Below are 17,939 nucleotides of genomic sequence, written 5' to 3' on the forward strand. Positions count from 1 at the left end.
TGTGCCGGGGTGACATCCCCTGGGGGATGTCCTCGAAGTGCCGGCGTACGCCCGGAAGGCGTGGCCCGCGGCGTCTGGTGCGTGCAATCGCAAGGCGGAGTACCGGCCTCGTACTGGACGTACTCGGCTGATGCGACAACGCAGCGAGTGTGCGTGCCAGACGTCGAGGGCCAGGCGGGACTTCGCGGACATCCCCTAGGCCGCGCAGCAACATGATCGGCCGACCGCCGTCTTGTGCCTGGTGCTCATCTTCCTCTGCCTCTCGTCGGTGGCCCGAAACGGACCCGCGCCGTCATGATGGCCCACCCATATCGCCGACGCGACCACATTTACGGCGCACCGGCCGGCCGGTGGCCAGGACGGTGCCTCAGCGCGCACCGAAGAGTTCCAGCAGGTCGTCCTTGCCGAACATGCGTGCCGTGTCCACGGCGGAGGGTGTTCCGGCGGCCGGATCGGCCCCTGCGGCGAGCAGGGCGTCGATCACTTCGCGCTCGCCCTTGAAGACGGCACCCGCCAAGGGTGTCTGGCCCCGGTCGTTGGCCCGGTCCGGGTCGGCGCCACGGCCCGCGAGGGCGACGACGGCGGGGGCGTGCCCGTGGTAGGCGGCAAGCATGAGCAGGGAGTCGCCCCGGTCGTTGGTGAGGTTCGCGGGGACGCCCGCGTCGACGTAGGCGGCGAGCGCGTCGCTCTCGCCCCGGCGGGCCAGGTCGAAGACCTTGGTCGCCAGCTCGATCACCTCAGGATCAGGGGTTTCGCTCATCGGACGGACCGCCTTTCATTGCCTCTGTCGCCGTTGCCGACCTGGTGGGGAGTACGGCGGGGACCGTACGAATAAACCGACAGGGTACTGCTCCCGGACATTCGGCAGCCTGCCCCCGGAGCGGCAGAAGATCACGGTGCCGGCCTCATATTCCGGCGGAGGTCCGACTCGTGCGGCGCCCGCGGAGCGCCCGGGCAACCACTTTTCAGCCACCAGTCGAGTGAAATCAGTCGATATTCACTCATTTGCGCCTTTTATCGTATAGAAACATCTTGTGATCCTGGAAGTACTCATGGTGACTGTCCCCTCAACCAGGAGAACCGCTCATGATCCTCTCCATCTCGGGCGTGGTACTGCTCGGCATCATCGTCTTCCTGTTCTTCAAGAAGGACGGGCTCAAGGCGTCCCACGCCCTCATCTGCGCCCTGTTCGGCTTCTACCTGGCCGGCACGGCCATCGCCCCGAGCATCACCGCCGGCGGGGCGAGCCTCGCCAGCATGCTGGGCGGGATCAAGTTCTGACGCCCCGAAACCGCTCCCACCTCTTCAGGAGGCCGACGTGGCCAGGCGACCACTCCCCCGCATCCTTGAGCGCGGCAGCGCTTCGATCACACGCAGCCGCGAGATCGCGCGCACGGCCGCCGACGGCGCCACCGATGTCCTCCATCCGCTGATCACGGTCACCCGTGGGCTTCGGCTGCTGGCGGGAGCGGGGCGGCAGAAGTGGGCCGCGACGCCCAAGGACCGGCGCGGACACGTGCTGTTCCTCGTCGCGGCCTGCGTGCTGGTGGTGGCGCTCATCCCCTACGGGCCCCTGCTGGGCCTCATCTCGGTGATGGGCGCTGCCGCATGGCGGGGGCGCGACCGCACCCCCGCGAAGACCGGTCCCGACGAGGACGGAACCGCACGGCTCCAGGCGCTCTACGAGGCGCTGGTGCCGCACTTCTCCGCGGCCGACGACCCCGGTCCGCTGTTCTCCCACGGCGGCGACTGGGAGAAGGCCTTCGGCACGTCGTACGCGTTCGACGGCAACGGTCGGCTCACCCGGCTCCAGGTGCAGTACCCGGCGTACTTCACCGACGGCGACCCCGCGTCCCGCGCACGGGTCGAACAGGTGCTCCACGCCAAGTCGGGCCGGGGCCGCGAATACCACTTCACCTGGGACGAGGAGAACAACCACCTCCTCATGACAGTGCTCGCCGCACTCCCCACCACGATCGCCGCCCAGCGGTTCGTCACCGCCCCCGGTGAGACCGTTCTGGGCTTCACCGACACCGACGCGGTCCCGCGCACCATCCCGGTCGAGGACGGCGACGGGATGCGGGACGCCTCTCCGGTGATCTGGCGGACCGGCGCCCGCTCGACGGAACCCCACCTGCTGATCGCCGGGCACCCCGGCAGCGGCTGCACGACCCTGATGCGTTCTCTCGCCCTGCAGGCCCTCCAGTACGGCGACGTCCTCGTCGTCGAGGGCGGCGGCACCGGCGAGTACGGCTTCCTGACCGGCCGGGACGGCGTACTGGCGGTGGAGTGCGGCCTGGCAGGCGCCCTCGCGACACTCGAGTGGGCGGCGCACGAGACCGAGCGGCGGCTCATCGCCGCCAACCGGGCCCGCCAGGCCGGACACCCCGAGCCCGAGGACATCAAGCGCCCCCTCTGGATCCTGCTGGACCGTCCGAGCACGCTGGGGCACCTGGCGGCCGCCGACGGGAGGCAGGATCCGCAGGAGCTCCTGCGGATTCCCCTGCGGCACGGCCGTGCCGCAGGGGTGGCGGTGGTCGTCGCGGACCAGTTCGACAGCCTGGACTCGCTCACCGAGACCGTATGGACCCACACCAGGGCTCGCGCCGTCCTCGGCCCGGCGGACCGCGAACAGGTCGAGGCGGTCCTGGGCACCCAGCCGCACACCACGCCCACCCCGGACGTCCCACCGGGCCGCGGCTACGCCAGGCTGGGCACCGGGCCGGTCATGCGTCTCCAGGTACCGGCCACCCCGGACCCGTACGACGAAGCCACGACCGAGGCGCACCGGCTGGCGGTGCTCGGCCTGCTGCCCGGCGGAGCGCCGGTGGTGGAGCAGGCCGCTCCGGAGGCGGCCACTCCGGAGGCGGCCGCCGCGCCCGTCTCCGTACACACGGATCAGCTGATCGGGGCGCCGGCCGTCGCGGAGGGGTGATGCCTGAGGCGCTTGGGCCACCCAGGGCGCCTCAGGCCACGAAGGTCCGGGGCGCCTCTCCCGCGCCCGCACCGGATCCGACCAGTCCGGCGGCCGCGGCGAGCCGGAGAGCCGCCTCGTCGGCCAGTGGGCCACCCACGGTGAACGGCAGCCGCACATAGCCTTCGAAGGCCCCGTCGACCCCGAATCTGGGCCCCGACGGGACGCGGACGCCGACCCGCTCACCCGCCACGGCCAGCCTGGAGCCGGAGAGCCCGCCGGTGCGCACCCACAGGGTGAGCCCGCCGGCCGGCACCTCGAACTCCCACTCCGGGAGCTCCCGGCGCAGCGCCCGCACCAGGTCGTCCCTGTTCTCCCGCGCCTGTTCACGCCGGACGGCCACGGCCTGCTCCCAGCCGCCCGTCCGCAGCAGCCAGTTGATGGCGAGCTGTTCCAGCACCGGCGTGCCCATGTCCGCGTAGGCGCGCGCCGCGACCAGGCTGCGGATGACGTCCGGGGCCGCCCGTACCCAGCCGATCCGCATACCGGCCCAGAATGCCTTGCTGGCGGAGCCGACGGTCAGGACCGTGCTGCCCGCGGGGTCGAACGCGCAGACCCTGCGCGGCATCTCGACGTCCGCGTCCAGGCGCAGCTCGTGCATGGTCTCGTCGACCACCAGGACCGTGCCCGCCGAACGGGCGGCCTCGACCAGGGCGCGGCGCTGCTGCTCGTCGGCCAGGGCTCCGGTGGGGTTGTGGAAGTCGGCGACGACGTAGGCCAGCCTCGGTGCGGCATCCCTCAGGACCTGACGCCAGCGGTTCATGTCCCAGCCGCCGAGCCCCTCCTCCATCGCCACGGGCACCAGCCTGGCGCCCGCCTCCCGCATCAGCTGAAGGATGTTCGCGTAGCTCGGGGACTCCACGGCGATCCGCTCGCCGCGTCCCGCGAAGAGATGGCAGATGGCGTCGATGGCACCCATCGCCCCTGTGGTGACCATGATCTGTTCGGGCATCGTGGGGATGCCGCATCCGGTGTAGCGGTCCGCGATCATCTGCCGCAGTGCGGGAAGGCCGGCCGGGTAGTCGCCGTGCGTGTGTGCGTAGGGCGGCAGTTCCTCCAAGGCGCCCTGGACGGCCCGCGTCAGCCACGGCTCCGGGGCGGGCAGCGAGGCGCATCCCAGGTCGATCATCGAGCCGAGCGATTCCGGGGGCAGCGGTTCGAGGCCCCGGGCCGGCAGCGGGTTGCCGGCCGGTACGGCGGTCCAGCTGCCCGCTCCACGGCGCGACTCCAGGAAGCCCTCCGCCCGCAGCGCCTCGTAGGCGGCCGCGACGGTGGTCCTGCTGAGGGACAGGGCCAGCGCGAGTTCCCGCTCGGCGGGGAGCCGCGCGGCGACCGGGACCCGGCCCTCCAGGACGAGCAGACGCACGCCGTCGGCGAGGGCGCGGTAGGCGGGCGGCTTGCGGGCACCGGGCGCCAGGGGACGAGCCTGCTGGCCCTGGAGCTGGCGGGCGAGCTGTGCCGCACCGACGGTCGAAGTCCACTGCGCCATGGGAATCAGTCCACCTTCCTCGGATTGGCCATAGTTGGCGGCCAATCCCCTGCCACAGAGTGACATGCAGCAGTCCACCATCACCACACAGGGGGCACCACTTGTCTGATTCCACCGCCCGGAACGACATCCGGCTCATCCGGCGGCTGTCCCATCTGTACGTGGGCCTGGCGCTGTACGGGGCGAGTTCGGCACTCCTGGTCCGCGCCGGACTCGGACTCGAACCGTGGGGGGTGCTTCACCAGGGGCTCGCCGAACGGACCGGCATCTCGATCGGGGTCGTCTCGATCATCGTCGGAGCGGTCGTCCTCCTCCTGTGGATCCCGATCAGACAGCGCCCCGGGCTCGGGACCGTCTCCAACGTCTTCGCCGTCGGGATCGCCATGGACGGCACGCTCGCCCTGGTGCCGGACGTGCACGGTCTCGAAGCGCAGATCCCGGTGATGGCCGCGGGCATCGTACTCAACGGCGTCGCCACCGGCCTGTACATCTCCGCGCGCTTCGGCCCGGGGCCGCGCGACGGTCTGATGACGGGGCTGCACCGGCTCACGGGCCGGTCGATCAGGCTGGTGCGCACGGCTATCGAGGTGGCCGTGGTCGTGACCGGGTTCCTGCTCGGCGGGTCGCTCGGCGCGGGCACGGTGCTGTACGCCCTGGCCATCGGCCCGCTCGCCCAGCTCTTCCTGCGCCTGTTCGACCTCCCGGCGCCGGACGCACGCACCGCGGCCGTTGCGGGACGGACACCGGGAGAGGCGATACTTCCGCGGTGACCGCAGCGACTTCGGGGTGCCACCCCTACCTGGACCATCCTTCGACGATTCCCTTCGCCCACCGCGGCGGGGCGGCGGACGGCGTGGAGAACACCGCGGCCGCCTTCCGGCGCGCGGCCGGCGCCGGCTACCGCTACTTCGAGACCGATGTGCACGCCACGGCGGACGGCCGTCTGGTCGCCTTCCACGACGCGACCCTGGACCGGGTGACGGACTCCCGCGGGCGGATAGCCGGGCTGCCCTGGAGCGAGGTGCGGCGGGCGAGGGTTGCGGGCAGTGAGCCGCTGCCGCTCTTCGAGGAGCTGCTGGAGGAGTTCCCGGACGCACGCTGGAACGTGGACCTCAAGGCGGAGCCCGCTCTCGCCCCGCTCGTCGACCTGATCCGCAGGACCGACGCCTGGGACCGGGTCTGCGTGGGGTCGTTCTCCGAGGCGCGCGTGGCCAGGGCGCACCGCCTGGCGGGCCCCCGCCTGGCCACCTCGTACGGGGTGCGCGGCGTGCTCGGCCTGCGGTTGCGCTCGTACGGCATACCGGCGGCGCTCAGGGCGGGAGCGGTCTGCGCGCAGGTCCCGGAGAGCCAGAACGGCGTCCGCGTCGTCGACCGGCGCTTCGTCCGTACGGCGCACGCGCACGGACTGCAGGTCCATGTGTGGACGGTCAACGAACCGGAACGGATGGCGGCGCTCCTCGACCTCGGGGTGGATGGCATCATGACCGATCACATCGAGACGCTGCGCACGGTGCTGAGCGAGCGGGGAGCCTGGGCCTGACGCCGGGGCCCGCCGCGTCCGCACGGGACGAACGAGGGGGCGCGGCGTGAGCACCGGTACCGCAGGAACGACGGATCCGTCCGGACAGCCGGCCGAGGCCGCCGAACGCAGGCGAGAGCAACACGGCTGGTACTTCTACGACTTCGCCTGCTCCGTGTACTCCACCAGCGTCGTGACGGTTTTCCTCGGCCCCTATCTGACATCGATAGCCAAGGCCGCTGCCGACGCCGACGGGTACGTGCACCCGCTGGGCATACCCGTGCGGGCCGGTTCACTCTTCGCGTACACCGTGTCGGTGTCCATCGTCGTGGCCGTACTCGTGATGCCGGTCGTAGGTGCGGCGGCGGACCGCACGGGGCGCAAGAAGCCCCTGCTGGCGGCGGCCGCGTACACCGGCGCGACGGCGACGGCCTGCATGTTCTTCCTGGAGGGCCACCGCTATCTGCTGGGCGCCTTCCTGCTGATCGTGGCGAACGCTTCGATCTCCGTGTCGATGGCCCTGTACAACGCGTACCTGCCCCAGATCGCGACCCCCGAGGAGCGTGACGCGGTCTCTTCGCGGGGCTGGGCCTTCGGGTACACCTCGGGCGCACTCGTCCTCGTCCTGAACCTGGTCCTCTACACGGGGCACGACTCCTTCGGGCTGTCCGAGTCCGACGCGGTCCGGATCTGCATCGCCTCCGCCGGCGTGTGGTGGGGGGCCTTCGCCCTCGTGCCGCTGCGGCGGCTGCGCGACCGCCGGGTCGCGCCCGGCGGCGACGGAGCGGTCGGCTCGGGCTGGCGGCAACTGAGGGCGACGCTGCGCGACATGCGCCGCCACCCGCTCACCCTGTCCTTCCTGCTCGCCTATCTGGTCTACAACGACGGCGTCCAGACGGTGATCTCACAGGCGTCGCTGTACGGCTCCGAGGAGCTCGGCCTCGACCAGACGACCCTCATCACCGCCGTACTGCTCGTGCAGGTGCTCGCGGTCGCGGGAGCACTGGGGATGGCGCGACTCGCCCGGCTGTACGGCGCGAAGCGCACGATTCTCGCCTCGCTCGCGGTCTGGACGCTGATCCTCGCCTCGGCGTACGTGCTGCCCGCCGGCGCGCCGGTGTTCTTCTACACCCTGGCGGCGGCGATCGGCCTTGTGATGGGCGGCAGCCAGGCCCTTTCACGGTCGCTGTTCTCGCACCTCGTACCGCGCGGGAAGGAGGCGGAGTACTTCTCCGCCTACGAGATGAGCGACCGGGGACTCAGCTGGCTGGGGCCCCTGGTCTTCGGTATCGGCTACCAACTGACCGGCAGTTACCGGGATGCGATCCTGTCCCTGGTGCTCTTCTTCGCGCTCGGTGCGCTGCTGCTCGCGAGGGTGCCCGTACGGGCCGCCGTTGCCGCCGCGGGCAATCCCGTTCCGGAGCGGATTTAGACGTTGAACTCAAAGGCCGGTAGTATACGTCTTTGGCCTGCCCGGAGGAGCGTTACTGCGAGTGGAAGAAGTCAAACCCTCGGGTGACAACTTCGACCAGAGGTGACAAACCGGGCACCGGTGGGTAATCAACCCAGACCAAGCAGCGACACGACGGGCGACGCATGACCGGCAACGGGAATCTTTGCCGCCGACCGGACGTTGACCGGATGACGACGACAGCGACACCTGTCCTGTGGGCGACAAGCCCGGGAGGCACGATTCATGAGTGAGCGAGCTCTCCGCGGCACGCGACTCGTGGTTACCAGCTACGAGACGGACCGCGGCATCGATCTGGCCCCGCGCCAGGCGGTGGAGTACGCATGCCCGAACGGACATCGATTTGAGATGCCGTTCTCGGTAGAGGCGGAGATTCCGCCGGAGTGGGAGTGCAAGGCGTGCGGCGCCACGGCACTCCTGGTGGACGGGGATGGCCCCGAAGAGAAGAAGGGCAAGCCTGCGCGTACGCACTGGGACATGCTCATGGAGCGGCGCACCCGCGAGGAGCTGGAGGAAGTGCTGGCCGAGAGACTGGCGGTCCTGCGCTCCGGCGCCATGAACATCGCCGTGCACCCGCGTGACAGCAGGAAGTCTGCCTGACCGCAGATCACCGCATCGAACAAGAGCCGCGGGCCGCGACACATGTGTCGCGGCCCGCGGCTCTTCGTGCGTGCGTCCGGGAAGAGGAATCAGGGGATCAGCGGCGGACGGTCCGCGCCCGGACCGTCGTCGGGGCGGGGGCGTGCGGGCGCGCCGCCGTCCTCGCGGATCACCTCGCCCTGGACCACCTTGCCGTCCGGCCGGTGGATTCGGGCCTGCTGGAAGGCGTCCGAGATGCCTCCCGGCGCCGCCGCCCTCATCCGGCGGTCAAGGGAGCGTTCCGCGTAGCGTCCGAGCACGGAGCGGACCGGGGGCAGCAGGAGCAGGAGCCCCGCCGCGTCGGAGATCAGGCCGGGGATCATCAGCAGCAGCCCGCCCAGCATCAGGAGGCCGTTGCCCTTGCCCGCTGCCGGGGTCTCTGCCGGGTGGGTCGGAGCTCCGGGCTGTCCCGGCATCCGCTGGAGGGTCTCGGTGAGGTTGCGGAAGGCCCGCCGGCCCGCTCGCTTGATCACCGCGGCGCCGAGCACGGCGCCGGCGACCAGGATCAGCAGCACGGTGAAGCCGTTCGCCGCACCGGCCACCACGGTCAGCAGCCAGATCTCCAGCACCAGCCAGGCGGCGATGCCCAGCGGCAGGAGGGTACGGGCGCGTGAGCGCCGTGGACGGGTCGGAGGCGGTGTGCCGGTCGTCATGCCCCCAGTGTGCCTGTACCGGCGTGCAGGCGGCGTAAGGGGGTGATCATGAGGCCGCGGACGGGGCGGTCAGTGGTCCTTGCGTCCCAGCACCTTGTTGGCCCGGCCGGTGATGCCCCAGCCGGTGACGCGCCACAGCGCCTCGACGAGGATGTCACGGCTCATCTTGGAGTCGCCGATCTCCCGCTCCATGAAGGTGATCGGCACCTCGACCACGTGATAGCCCGCCTCTACGGCCCGCCGGGCGAGGTCGACCTGGAAGCAGTACCCCTGCGAAGCGACCCCGTCGAGACCGAGACCGTCCAGCGTCCCGGTACGGAAGGCCCGGTAACCGCCGGTGACGTCACGCACCGAGAGGCCCAGCAGCATCCGGGAGTAGAGGCTGCCGCCGCGCGAGATCATCTCGCGGTGCCTGGGCCAGTTGACCACCCGGCCGCCGGGGACCCAGCGCGAGCCCAGGACCAGGTCGGCGCCCTTCAGGGCGGTGAGGAGGCGGGGCAGCTCCTCGGGCTGGTGCGAGCCGTCCGCGTCCATCTCGACCAGGACGCCGTAGCCGTGTTCGGAGCCCCAGCGGAAACCGGCCAGATAGGCGGCGCCGAGCCCTTCCTTGCCCTTGCGGTGCAGGACGTGCACCTGGCTGTCACCGGCCGAGAGCTCGTCGGCGACCTTGCCGGTGCCGTCGGGGCTGTTGTCGTCGGCGACGAGGATGTCCGCTTCCGGAACGGCGGCGCGCACCCGGGCGACGATCAGCGTGACGTTCTCGGCCTCGTTGTAGGTCGGAATGATCACCAAGACTCTGCCGAGCGGGCCGAACTGCCTCTGACCGCCGTCGTTCACTACTGCCCCTTAAAGTCCGTACGCAGGTGCACACCATATCCAGCGGGCCGTACCCGGACTCCTACGCGGTCACGGGTGGCGTGTGCCGCGCGGACAGAAGCGTGGAACTGCGGACAGATGGGCAGCACTGCGGGATGGGGGCCCGGCGTCCTTCGGGCCGACCTGGGATCCGCTGGCTGCGGGTCGACCGAGAGCCGTTGTCTACTGAACCTCCGGGCCCCACCCGGGTCACACCTGCCGTCCGGACGAAACCTTCCCCCGTCACCGAGGCGCCGGCGCTGAACCTGGCTGTCAGTGACGGTGCGCCGGTGCGGCACACCACCCCATGACCCAGCGGCGTTCGACGACTGCGTGGAAGTTTGACCGGTCGGACGTCCAGTGGTGGACCCGGCAGAACCTACCGGCCCGCAGGCGCTTTCTGTCAATAGCCGTCCTACCTGCTGTTTTTCCCGAAAACACCTGGTCAGTACCGAGGACTCGCAGGTCGTGGCAGAGCACTCGCGCCTTCGATCGGCGGTACGAAATGTGCCGACGTCACTCGTTCGGTCGCACGTAGACGGTTTGTCCGAAGACCACCGTGCGCAGACAGACCGGAAGCTCCGCACCCGGCGAGAGATCGGGCAGGCCAGGCGTGCCGGATCGGGGGTCTGTCGACCATCTCGCCACCCTGTCGTCGGGTGTCTGGACCAGCAGTTCGCCGGTACGCCAGACTGCGTAGTCGGCCGGCGCTCCCGGTACGAGTACGCCCCCGTCGTCCCGGCCCACGGCCCGCCAGCCGCCACGCGTGTGCGCGGTGAACCCGGCGCGCACGGAGACCCGGTGCTCAGGCGTGCGGTGATGGGCCGCGGCCCGCACCGTCCCCCAGGGGTCCAGCGGGGTGACCGGACTGTCCGAGCCGAAGGCGAGGGGCACACCTGCGCGCAGCAGGGCGGCGTACGGGTTGAGGGTCGCGGCGCGCTCCGCGCCCAGACGCCTGGCGTACATGCCGTCGGGCCCGCCCCAGGCCGCGTCGAAGGCGGGCTGGACGGAGGCGGTGAGGCCGAGTTCGGCGAAGGCGGCGACGGTCTCCGGGGTGAGCATCTCTGCGTGTTCCACCCGGTGCCTGGCGGCCCGGATCCGGGCCAGCCCGAGAGTCTCGGAGGCGGCCCGGACGCCCGCCACCACGGCGGACACCGCCGCGTCGCCGATGGCGTGGAAACCGGCCTGGAGTCCTGCCTCGGTGCACGCCGTCACGTGTGCGGCGATCCGCGCCGCGTCGAACCGGCCGCTTCCGGTGTGCGGGGCGTCGGCGTACGGCTCGTGCAGGAGGGCGGTGTGCGAACCCAGGGACCCGTCGACGAAGAGGTCACCGGCCGCGCCCAGGGCGCCGAGCTCACGGATCCGGCGGGCCCCCTTCGCGTCCTCGACGGGCTCGGCCCAGTAGCCGAAGACCCGGGGGCCCGGCTGCTCGGAGGCGAGCTCCAGAAGCCCCGTGAAGTCCTCCTCGTCCGAGATCTCGGGGCCTGCGCACTCGTGCACGGTCCCGATCCCGAGCGAGGCGGCGTGTGCCAGGGCGGCGCGCTGGGCGGCGGCCCGCTGCCGGGGCGTCACGGCTCCGTGGGCCGCCGCACGCACCGCGTGGTGGGCGTCGCCGGTCAGAGGTGCGTCGCCGAGGTAGCCGGGCAGCGCGGTGACGCCCGGGACGAGGTCGAGCAGCGCGGTGGTCACGACAGCGGAGTGGACGTCCACACGGGGCAGGTAGACGGCCCTGCCGCCGGCCGCCTCGTCGAGCTCCCGGCGCGACGGAGGCCGCTGCTCGGGCCATCGGGCCGCGTCCCATCCGTGACCGAGGATCACCCCGCCCTCGGCCTGACCGTTCGCGGACGCACGGACGAGCCCGAGGGCTTCGGCGAGCGTGCGCGCACCGGAGAGGTCCAGCCCCGTGAGGGCGAGTCCGGTCGATGTGGTGTGGACGTGGGAGTCGGTGAACGCGGGGGTGACCAGGGCCCCTTCCAGGTCGATCACCTCGTCGACGCCGCTCGCGAAGGCGTCGGCCGCCCCCTCGGATCCCACCCAGGCGACATGGCCGCGTTCGACGACCATCGCGGTGGCGAACGGATCGGCGGGGCTGTGGACGTCTCCACCGCGCAGCAGCACGGTGCGGTGTTCGCTCTGGGGGGCGGTGCTCTCGGTCATGGGACCAGTCTCGCGCCTGCCGGGACCGGCCCCTCCCCCGGCCCCACCGCAAGGACGCGGGGAGGGCCTCAGACGCGCGGTGGCCGTGCCTCGTAGGGCGTGGAGAGTACGACGGTCGTCCGGGTGGACACGCCGGCCAGTGTGCGGATCCGGGTGAGCAGGTGCTCGAGCTCGAGCGGGCTGGAGACCCGCACCTTGAGGATGTAGTTCTCGTCGCCCGCGACGCTGTGGCACGCCTCCAGTTCCGGGACGCCGGCGAGCCGTTCGGCGATGTCGTCGGGTGCGCTCGGGTCGAAGGGTTTCACCGAGATGAACGCGGTGAGGGGCAGGCCGACGGCCTCGGGGTCGACCACGGCGGCGTAGCCCCGGATCACCCCGCGCTGCTCCAGCCGGCGGACACGCTGATGAACGGCCGAGGTGGACAGGCCGGTGGCCTTGCCCAGGTCGGTGTAGCTCATACGCCCGTCCTTGACGAGCAACTCCACAATCTGACGGTCCAGCTCCTCCATGCGGATCAACCTATGCCCCGGGTCCCTCCAGGCACAGCCGTGGGAGCCCCGGAAGGGCACGTTCGAGGGGCATGTGACGAATGCCACAGGTTTACGGGTGGGTAGCCGACGACCTCGCGGTTACGGCCGACTTCCGACGGGAAGTGCTTGCTGTGGCCGAGGCCGTGGCGCCATGCCGGCCCACCCGAGGGGGGAAAGACCCATGCAGAGCAGCCTGAAGCTCACTGGACGTACCGAACCGGAACCCGACGCGGACACCGCGTACGCCGCTCCGGACGACGACACCGTCCTGGACGCGTACGACACGTTCGAGATGTACCGGGTGATCTGCCCGGACTGCGCACAGCCGATCGCCCTGCTCGCGGACGAGGACGTGCTTCCCGAGCACGCGCTGTGCCCCTCGCCGTGGAATCCGTTCGTGCTCACCGTCTGCCCCGGTACGAATCGCGACGCATCACGGGCCCGCCCCGCCGACGAGTCGCTGGAGGCCCAGGAGCAGGAGACGGCGCTGCTGCTGACGCTCCCTCAGGGGCTCGACTGGCGGATGCAGCCCTTCTCGCACGCGGGCGGTCCGGGTTCACGCCCCTTGCGGTACGCCTCGCAGACGCGGCGTACCGCCGCCTGACGTTCCCGCGCCCCCAGGGCGTGTCCCTGCGCGCACCACGACGGCCGGGCCGGCGTGGTGCGGACAGTTCACCGGACGGCCGGTGGCCGCGGCGCCCGAGGAACGGGCGCGCGAATCGGCCGGACAGTGACCACGGACCCCGTAGCGGCGTTGGTCCTGTATGACCACGCTGCATTCCACGGCCGGCCCCGCCCGCCGCCGTCTCGCCGCACCGACGCCCGGAGAATCGGTTTCCCAGCCGTCCGGACCGTCGCCCCGGGAGTCCGCGCGGCAGTCCGTGCCGCACACCACCGACCCGCCCATCTACCGCACCAAGCTGCGTCACTGGGAGAGCGCGGGCCGGACCCTGCCGGGCCGTCACGACCAGGAGTGGAACCGGATCATGACGACACCGGTCTGGTCGGACCGGCCCGTCCGGGTCAGCGCGTCTCGGGACCCGCGAGGTGACGGGCGATGACCATGCGCTGGATCTGATTGGTGCCCTCGACGATCTGGAGCACCTTGGCCTCGCGCATCAGCCGCTCGACGGGGAAGTCGAGGGTGTAGCCGTAGCCCCCGAGCACCTGGACCGCGTCGGTGGTCACCCGCATGGCCGCGTCGGTGCAGAAGAGCTTCGCCATTGCCGCCTGCCGCGAGAAGGGCAGACCCGCGTCGCGGAGCCGGGCCGCATCCAGATAGAGCGCCCGGCCGGCCTCGATCTGGGTCGCCATGTCGGCGAGCATGAAGCGCAGGCCCTGGAAGTCCGCGACCGGCCGGCCGAACTGACGCCGGTCGGTGGCGTACCGGACGGCCTCGTCCAGGGCCGCCTGTGCGACGCCGACGGCGCAGGCGGCGATGCCCAGCCGGCCCGAGTCGAGGGCGGACAGGGCGATGGCGAAGCCCTGCCCCTCGTCCCCGATGCGGCGGTCGCCGGAGATCCGTACGCCGTCGAAGTGCAGCTGCGCGGTGGGCGAGCCCTTCATGCCCATCTTCTTCTCGGGCAGGGCCGCGTGGAGGCCCTCGGCGTCGCCGGGGACGAGGAAGGCGGTGATCCCCCGGGGGCCGTCCTCCCCGCTGCGGGCCAGCACCGTGTAGAAGTCGGCGATCCCGCCGTGCGTGATCCACGCCTTGGTCCCGGTGAGGACCCAGTCCTCACCGTCCCTGACGGCCTTCGTGCGGAGCGAGGCGGCGTCGGAGCCGGAGGAGGGCTCGGAGAGGCAGTAGGCGCCGAGCAGGCCGCCCGAGAGCATCGCGGGGAGATGGGCGGCCCGTTGCTCCTCGGTGCCGTATCCGGCGAGCGCGTGGCAGGCCAGCGAGTGGACGCTGACGCCGAGGCCGACGGTGAGCCGTGCGGCCGCGAGCTCTTCGAGGACCTGGAGATAGACCTCGTACGGCTGGTCGCCGCCGCCTTGCGCGGAGTCGTACGGCAGTCCCAGCAGCCCGGCTTCGGAGAGGAGGGTGAAGACCGGGCGCGGGAAGAGGCCCGCTTCCTCCTCCTCTGCGGCCCGGGGGGCGATTTCCTTCGACACGATGTCGCGTACGAGCTCGACGAGCTGCCGGGACTCCTCGGTGGGCAGACGGCGTTCCACCGGCTGCGGTGCACGGTCGGACATGACGGCGCTCTCCTCCCTGTCGGGCGTGACGACGGTCGCGCGCGGGGTGTGCGGCACCGCCGGGTGGTCCCGGGCTGTGCCCGGAGATCTACGGCTCCCCAGCCGATCCTGCCTTCCCGGATCACGGGAGGCGCTGGCCAGCGGCTGTGGCGCGTTGAGTATGCCCGATCGGAGCCCATGCGTCACCGGGCGGCCGGGGCCTTGATCGGGGAAATTGGTCCGAACCATTGACCCAACTGGTCTAGTCCTTCTACGGTCTCCCCCAATGCTCATCGCGTCCATGCCAATTCCGGCCGGTCGCAGGGCACGCACCCCCACGCCCAAGCCCTCCCCCACGAGGAGCCACAATGACCGGACTTCACCGTCCTCGCGCCCGCCTCCGGGCGCTCGCCGCCACCGTCTGCACCGCCGCGCTCGGAGCCGCTCTGCTCGGCGTCGCGGGCACGTCCTCGGCGGACGCGACCCCCGCCGCCGCCACCACCGCGGCCGCACCTGCCGCCCCCACCGCAGCCGGTGACAAGGTGGTCGGATACTTCACCAACTGGGGTGTCTACGACCGCGATTACCATGTCAAGAACATCGAGACGTCGGGCTCGGCCGACAAGCTGACGCACATCAACTACGCCTTCGGCAACGTCCAGGGCGGCAAGTGCACCATCGGGGACAGCTACGCCGACTACGAGAAGGCCTACACGGCCGACCAGTCCGTGGACGGTGTCGCGGACACCTGGGACCAGGAACTGCGCGGCAACTTCAACCAGTTGCGCAAACTGAAGAAGCTGCACCCCGATCTGAAGGTCCTCTGGTCCTTCGGCGGCTGGAGCTGGTCCGGCGGCTTCGCCGAGGCGGCGCAGAACCCCGCCGCCTTCGCCGAGTCCTGCCACAGCCTGGTCGAGGACCCGCGCTGGGCCGATGTCTTCGACGGCATCGACATCGACTGGGAGTACCCGAACGCCTGCGGCCTGACCTGCGACACCAGCGGCCGCGATGCGTACGGCGGTCTCCTGTCGGCGCTGCGGTCGAAGTTCGGCACGGATGCTCTGATCACCTCGGCGATCACGGCGGACGGCTCCGAGGGCGGCAAGATCGACGCGGTCGACTACGCGGGCGCGGCGCAGTACCTGGACTGGTACAACCCGATGACGTACGACTTCTTCGGCGCTTTCGCGGCACAGGGGCCGACGGCTCCGCACTCACCTCTGACCTCCTACCCGGGCATCCCGACGGAGGGCTTCAACAGCGACGCGGCGATCTCCAAGCTCAAGGGGATGGGCATCCCGGCGGAGAAGCTACTGCTGGGCATCGGCTTCTACGGCCGCGGCTGGACCGGCGTCACCCAGGCCGAACCGGGCGGAACGGCGACGGGGGCGGCCGCCGGGAAGTACGAGGCGGGCATCGAGGACTACAAGGTCCTGAAGAGCAGCTGCCCGGCCACGGGCACGGTCGCCGGCACGGCGTACGCCCACTGCGGCACCGACTGGTGGAGCTACGACACTCCGGCCACCATCGCCACGAAGATGGACTACAAGAACGAGCAGGGCCTGGGCGGCACCTTCTTCTGGGAGCTCAGCGGCGACACGACGGACGGTGAGCTCATCAGGGCCATCAACTAGTTCCGGCGGGGTACACGCACCGCAGGGCGGGTCAGGGGTGGGGTGCCGGGCGGGCGCCCCACCCCACCGCCTCGCGGGGATGACGGCAGGTCACATGAGTCCCGCCTGGGTGACGAACATGGCGAGGACGACGACGAGCGTCCAGCCCAGAACGTGCTCCAGGATCTTCGGCCCGTCCTTCGGGCCGCCGGTGCGGGCGTGAGTGCGGTTCGCGGCTGCGGTGGCGGTCATGGCATCTCGCTCGGTCGTTCGGCAGTGGTCGTCCCCCGTGACCCGACCGCAGTGCCGGAGGATGCGGGCGGCACGGTAGAGATCCGGGTCACAGCGGCCCGGCTGCCCGGCACCCGGGCGCCCCGCTTCTCCCCTCTGCCACACGGGCGCCACCAAGGCGCGGCCTCGCGGCGGGCGACGCCGGCTGTGTGGGACGCCACACCGCTGCGCGACGGCAGGGACGGGTGGCCCCGGGGGACGCGGGTCCGGTCGACGGCGCAGGTGTACGGCAGCGGACCGGCCGAGACGTATCCGACGGGCGATGGGCCATGCGGCGCCCGTCGGCCCGGGCACCGGCAGCCGGTGCGGCACAGCGGGCCGAGGCGACGGCTCGCTCTGCGGCCCGGACCACGCGGCCCCGGGCTCAGCCGCCGCGCAACGGCGGGTACGCCGTGCGTACCGGCCGGGACCAGGCAACTTCTGCAATCCGCGCACCGCCCGGAGGCGGCACGTCACCGACCCGGGCTCAGCCGTCCGTGCGGCGGTGGCGTAGCGACTCGATCGTGCGGGACATGCCGGCCCTGCCGTGTCCCTGGGCGATCTGCTCCGCGAAGAGCTCCTGGAGCGGCGTCAGCAGATCGACGGGGACCCCCTGCGCCCGGGTGGCGATCAGGATGTTGGCCAGGCCCACCGCGTTGATCTCGAGATTGGACGTCTCGGTGGTGTAGTCGCCGGTCTCGATCTCCTGGGCGAAGCCGGGCAGCGCCGCAGCGGCCTCGTGCAGCCAGCGCACCAACAGCGTGGTGAGCTCGGTAGGTCTGATCCCCGCCGAGTCGCCGATGGCCAGCGCCTGGAAGAAGCCCGCGAACATCCCGTACATCCCGCTCAGCAGCGCCACGTCGTGGAGCGAGGTCGAGCCGGCATCCGTGCCGACGAACACCGCGTCACCGAGGATGCCTAGCTCCTGCCGGTGCGCTTCGAAGGCGTCCGCCGCGCCGCTGTAGAGGACGAACGCCTCACGGGTGCCGATGGTCTGCGGCACCGCGTAGACCGCTCCGTCGAGGTAGGCGGCGCCCAGCCCTGCGACACGGGCGGCCAGTTCGCGGGCCGGGCCGGGGGTGCCGCTGGTGAGGTTGACCAGGACCCGGCCGCGCAAGGCCTCCGCCGCCGGGTCCAGCAGCTGTCGCACGGCGTCGTAGTCCAGTACGCAGACGATCACCAGCTCACCTGCGGCGACGGCCTCGGTGACCGTGGCCGCCCTGCGGGCCCCGTCGGCCACCAGTGGGTCGGCCTTGGCCGCCGAGCGGTTCCACACGGTGGTGGGGTGGCCGTTGTCGAGGAAGGTCCGTGCCAGTGCACGGCCGAGGTTGCCCAGGCCGATGACGGTCACGGAAACCTTGGTGGTTGCCGCCGCAGGCGTCGGTCCGGTGCTCATGTCAGCGGTCACGGCTGCGTCGTGGGGTGTGTTCACGGTGTCCTCCCGGTGCGGTGGTCCCGGCTGTTCACGCCGGTTCTCCCTTACAGCCCCCACTCTTGGGGACATCGCTTCCGGTCCACTGCCGGTTCACTGCCGGTGCGGTGCGGGGCCGGGTGGGGCCGCCTGCCGGACGAGGCTGCCCCGGGCGCGCCAGAC

The 17,939-nt window shown here is 71.4% G+C and carries 18 protein-coding genes; 9 read left to right on the top strand and 9 right to left on the bottom strand.

The genetic code is table 11. From position 1 onward, the window contains the following. Positions 1-367: 367 nt before the first annotated feature. Positions 368-760 carry an ankyrin repeat domain-containing protein gene (locus BFF76_RS21935; protein WP_031097895.1) on the bottom strand — a complete coding sequence of 131 codons (393 nt, stop codon included), beginning with the start codon at positions 758-760 and terminating at the stop codon, positions 368-370. A gap of 326 nt (positions 761-1,086) precedes the next feature. On the opposite strand from BFF76_RS21935, the gene BFF76_RS21940 reads away from it, so the two are divergent. Next, positions 1,087-1,281, top strand: coding sequence for a hypothetical protein (locus tag BFF76_RS21940; protein WP_014044751.1), 195 nt, complete (start codon positions 1,087-1,089; stop codon positions 1,279-1,281). A 37-nt stretch (positions 1,282-1,318) separates the two neighbouring features. Next, positions 1,319-2,935, top strand: a complete 1,617-nt coding sequence (locus tag BFF76_RS21945; protein ID WP_065848891.1) for a hypothetical protein — start codon at positions 1,319-1,321, stop codon at positions 2,933-2,935. Between the two features lie 31 nt (positions 2,936-2,966). On the opposite strand, the gene BFF76_RS21950 is transcribed toward BFF76_RS21945, so the two are convergent. After that, positions 2,967-4,463 (bottom strand): SCO1417 family PLP biosynthesis transcription factor, encoded by a 1,497-nt coding sequence (locus tag BFF76_RS21950; RefSeq protein ID WP_053929070.1) that lies wholly within the window; start codon positions 4,461-4,463, stop codon positions 2,967-2,969. 101 nt (positions 4,464-4,564) lie between these two features. Between BFF76_RS21950 and yczE the strand changes: the two genes are divergently transcribed. From yczE to BFF76_RS21970, 4 genes are all read left to right on the top strand, one after another. Then, positions 4,565-5,233, top strand: coding sequence for a membrane protein YczE (gene yczE, locus BFF76_RS21955; protein WP_031097890.1), 669 nt, complete (start codon positions 4,565-4,567; stop codon positions 5,231-5,233). Further along, entirely contained in the window at positions 5,230-6,003 is a 774-nt protein-coding gene (locus BFF76_RS21960; RefSeq protein ID WP_031097888.1) for a glycerophosphodiester phosphodiesterase family protein, read from the top strand. The genes yczE and BFF76_RS21960 overlap by 4 nt, the downstream gene beginning before the upstream one ends. A 46-nt stretch (positions 6,004-6,049) precedes the next feature. After that, the gene (locus tag BFF76_RS21965; RefSeq protein ID WP_053929072.1) at positions 6,050-7,414 is read left to right on the top strand and encodes an MFS transporter; all 1,365 of its coding nucleotides are present in this window, start codon (positions 6,050-6,052) and stop codon (positions 7,412-7,414) included. 264 nt (positions 7,415-7,678) lie between these two features. After that, positions 7,679-8,053, top strand: coding sequence for an RNA polymerase-binding protein RbpA (locus BFF76_RS21970; RefSeq protein ID WP_014044757.1), 375 nt, complete (start codon positions 7,679-7,681; stop codon positions 8,051-8,053). Between the two features lie 89 nt (positions 8,054-8,142). On the opposite strand, the gene fxsA is transcribed toward BFF76_RS21970, so the two are convergent. The 4 genes from fxsA to BFF76_RS21990 all read right to left on the bottom strand — a co-directional run bounded on the left by fxsA (position 8,143) and on the right by BFF76_RS21990 (position 12,266). After that, positions 8,143-8,745: an FxsA family membrane protein gene (fxsA, locus tag BFF76_RS21975; RefSeq protein ID WP_065848892.1), complete on the bottom strand. Its 603-nt coding sequence runs from the start codon at positions 8,743-8,745 to the stop codon at positions 8,143-8,145. A 69-nt stretch (positions 8,746-8,814) separates the two neighbouring features. Further along, positions 8,815-9,582, bottom strand: coding sequence for a polyprenol monophosphomannose synthase (locus tag BFF76_RS21980; protein WP_031097882.1), 768 nt, complete (start codon positions 9,580-9,582; stop codon positions 8,815-8,817). Between the two features lie 534 nt (positions 9,583-10,116). Next, positions 10,117-11,757 (bottom strand): amidohydrolase, encoded by a 1,641-nt coding sequence (locus BFF76_RS21985; protein WP_031097880.1) that lies wholly within the window; start codon positions 11,755-11,757, stop codon positions 10,117-10,119. Between the two features lie 68 nt (positions 11,758-11,825). Beyond that, entirely contained in the window at positions 11,826-12,266 is a 441-nt protein-coding gene (locus tag BFF76_RS21990) for an Lrp/AsnC family transcriptional regulator (RefSeq protein ID WP_014157449.1), read from the bottom strand. Between the two features lie 202 nt (positions 12,267-12,468). On the opposite strand from BFF76_RS21990, the gene BFF76_RS21995 reads away from it, so the two are divergent. Both BFF76_RS21995 and BFF76_RS33960 read left to right on the top strand, forming a co-directional pair. Further along, entirely contained in the window at positions 12,469-12,891 is a 423-nt protein-coding gene (locus BFF76_RS21995) for a hypothetical protein (RefSeq protein ID WP_031097877.1), read from the top strand. A 160-nt stretch (positions 12,892-13,051) separates the two neighbouring features. Beyond that, positions 13,052-13,348 carry a hypothetical protein gene (locus BFF76_RS33960; RefSeq protein ID WP_065848893.1) on the top strand — a complete coding sequence of 99 codons (297 nt, stop codon included), beginning with the start codon at positions 13,052-13,054 and terminating at the stop codon, positions 13,346-13,348. Here the strand turns inward: BFF76_RS33960 and BFF76_RS22005 are convergent. Then, the gene (locus tag BFF76_RS22005; RefSeq protein WP_031097873.1) at positions 13,311-14,483 is read right to left on the bottom strand and encodes an acyl-CoA dehydrogenase family protein; all 1,173 of its coding nucleotides are present in this window, start codon (positions 14,481-14,483) and stop codon (positions 13,311-13,313) included. The genes BFF76_RS33960 and BFF76_RS22005 overlap by 38 nt on opposite strands. Positions 14,484-14,830: 347 nt before the next feature. Here BFF76_RS22005 and BFF76_RS22010 point away from each other — a divergent pair, with 347 nt between their 5' ends. Further along, the gene (locus BFF76_RS22010; RefSeq protein WP_065848894.1) at positions 14,831-16,096 is read left to right on the top strand and encodes a glycoside hydrolase family 18 protein; all 1,266 of its coding nucleotides are present in this window, start codon (positions 14,831-14,833) and stop codon (positions 16,094-16,096) included. A 90-nt stretch (positions 16,097-16,186) separates the two neighbouring features. On the opposite strand, the gene BFF76_RS32450 is transcribed toward BFF76_RS22010, so the two are convergent. Beyond that, a complete protein-coding gene (locus tag BFF76_RS32450) occupies positions 16,187-16,327 on the bottom strand; it encodes an SCO1431 family membrane protein (protein WP_107418469.1) in 141 nt (46 codons plus the stop codon). 505 nt (positions 16,328-16,832) lie between these two features. Beyond that, entirely contained in the window at positions 16,833-17,777 is a 945-nt protein-coding gene (locus tag BFF76_RS22015; protein WP_234316858.1) for an NAD(P)-dependent oxidoreductase, read from the bottom strand. Positions 17,778-17,939 lie beyond the last annotated feature (162 nt).

The sequence above is a fragment of the Streptomyces mutomycini genome (assembly GCF_001700505.1).
Lineage (GTDB): Bacteria > Actinomycetota > Actinomycetes > Streptomycetales > Streptomycetaceae > Streptomyces > Streptomyces mutomycini.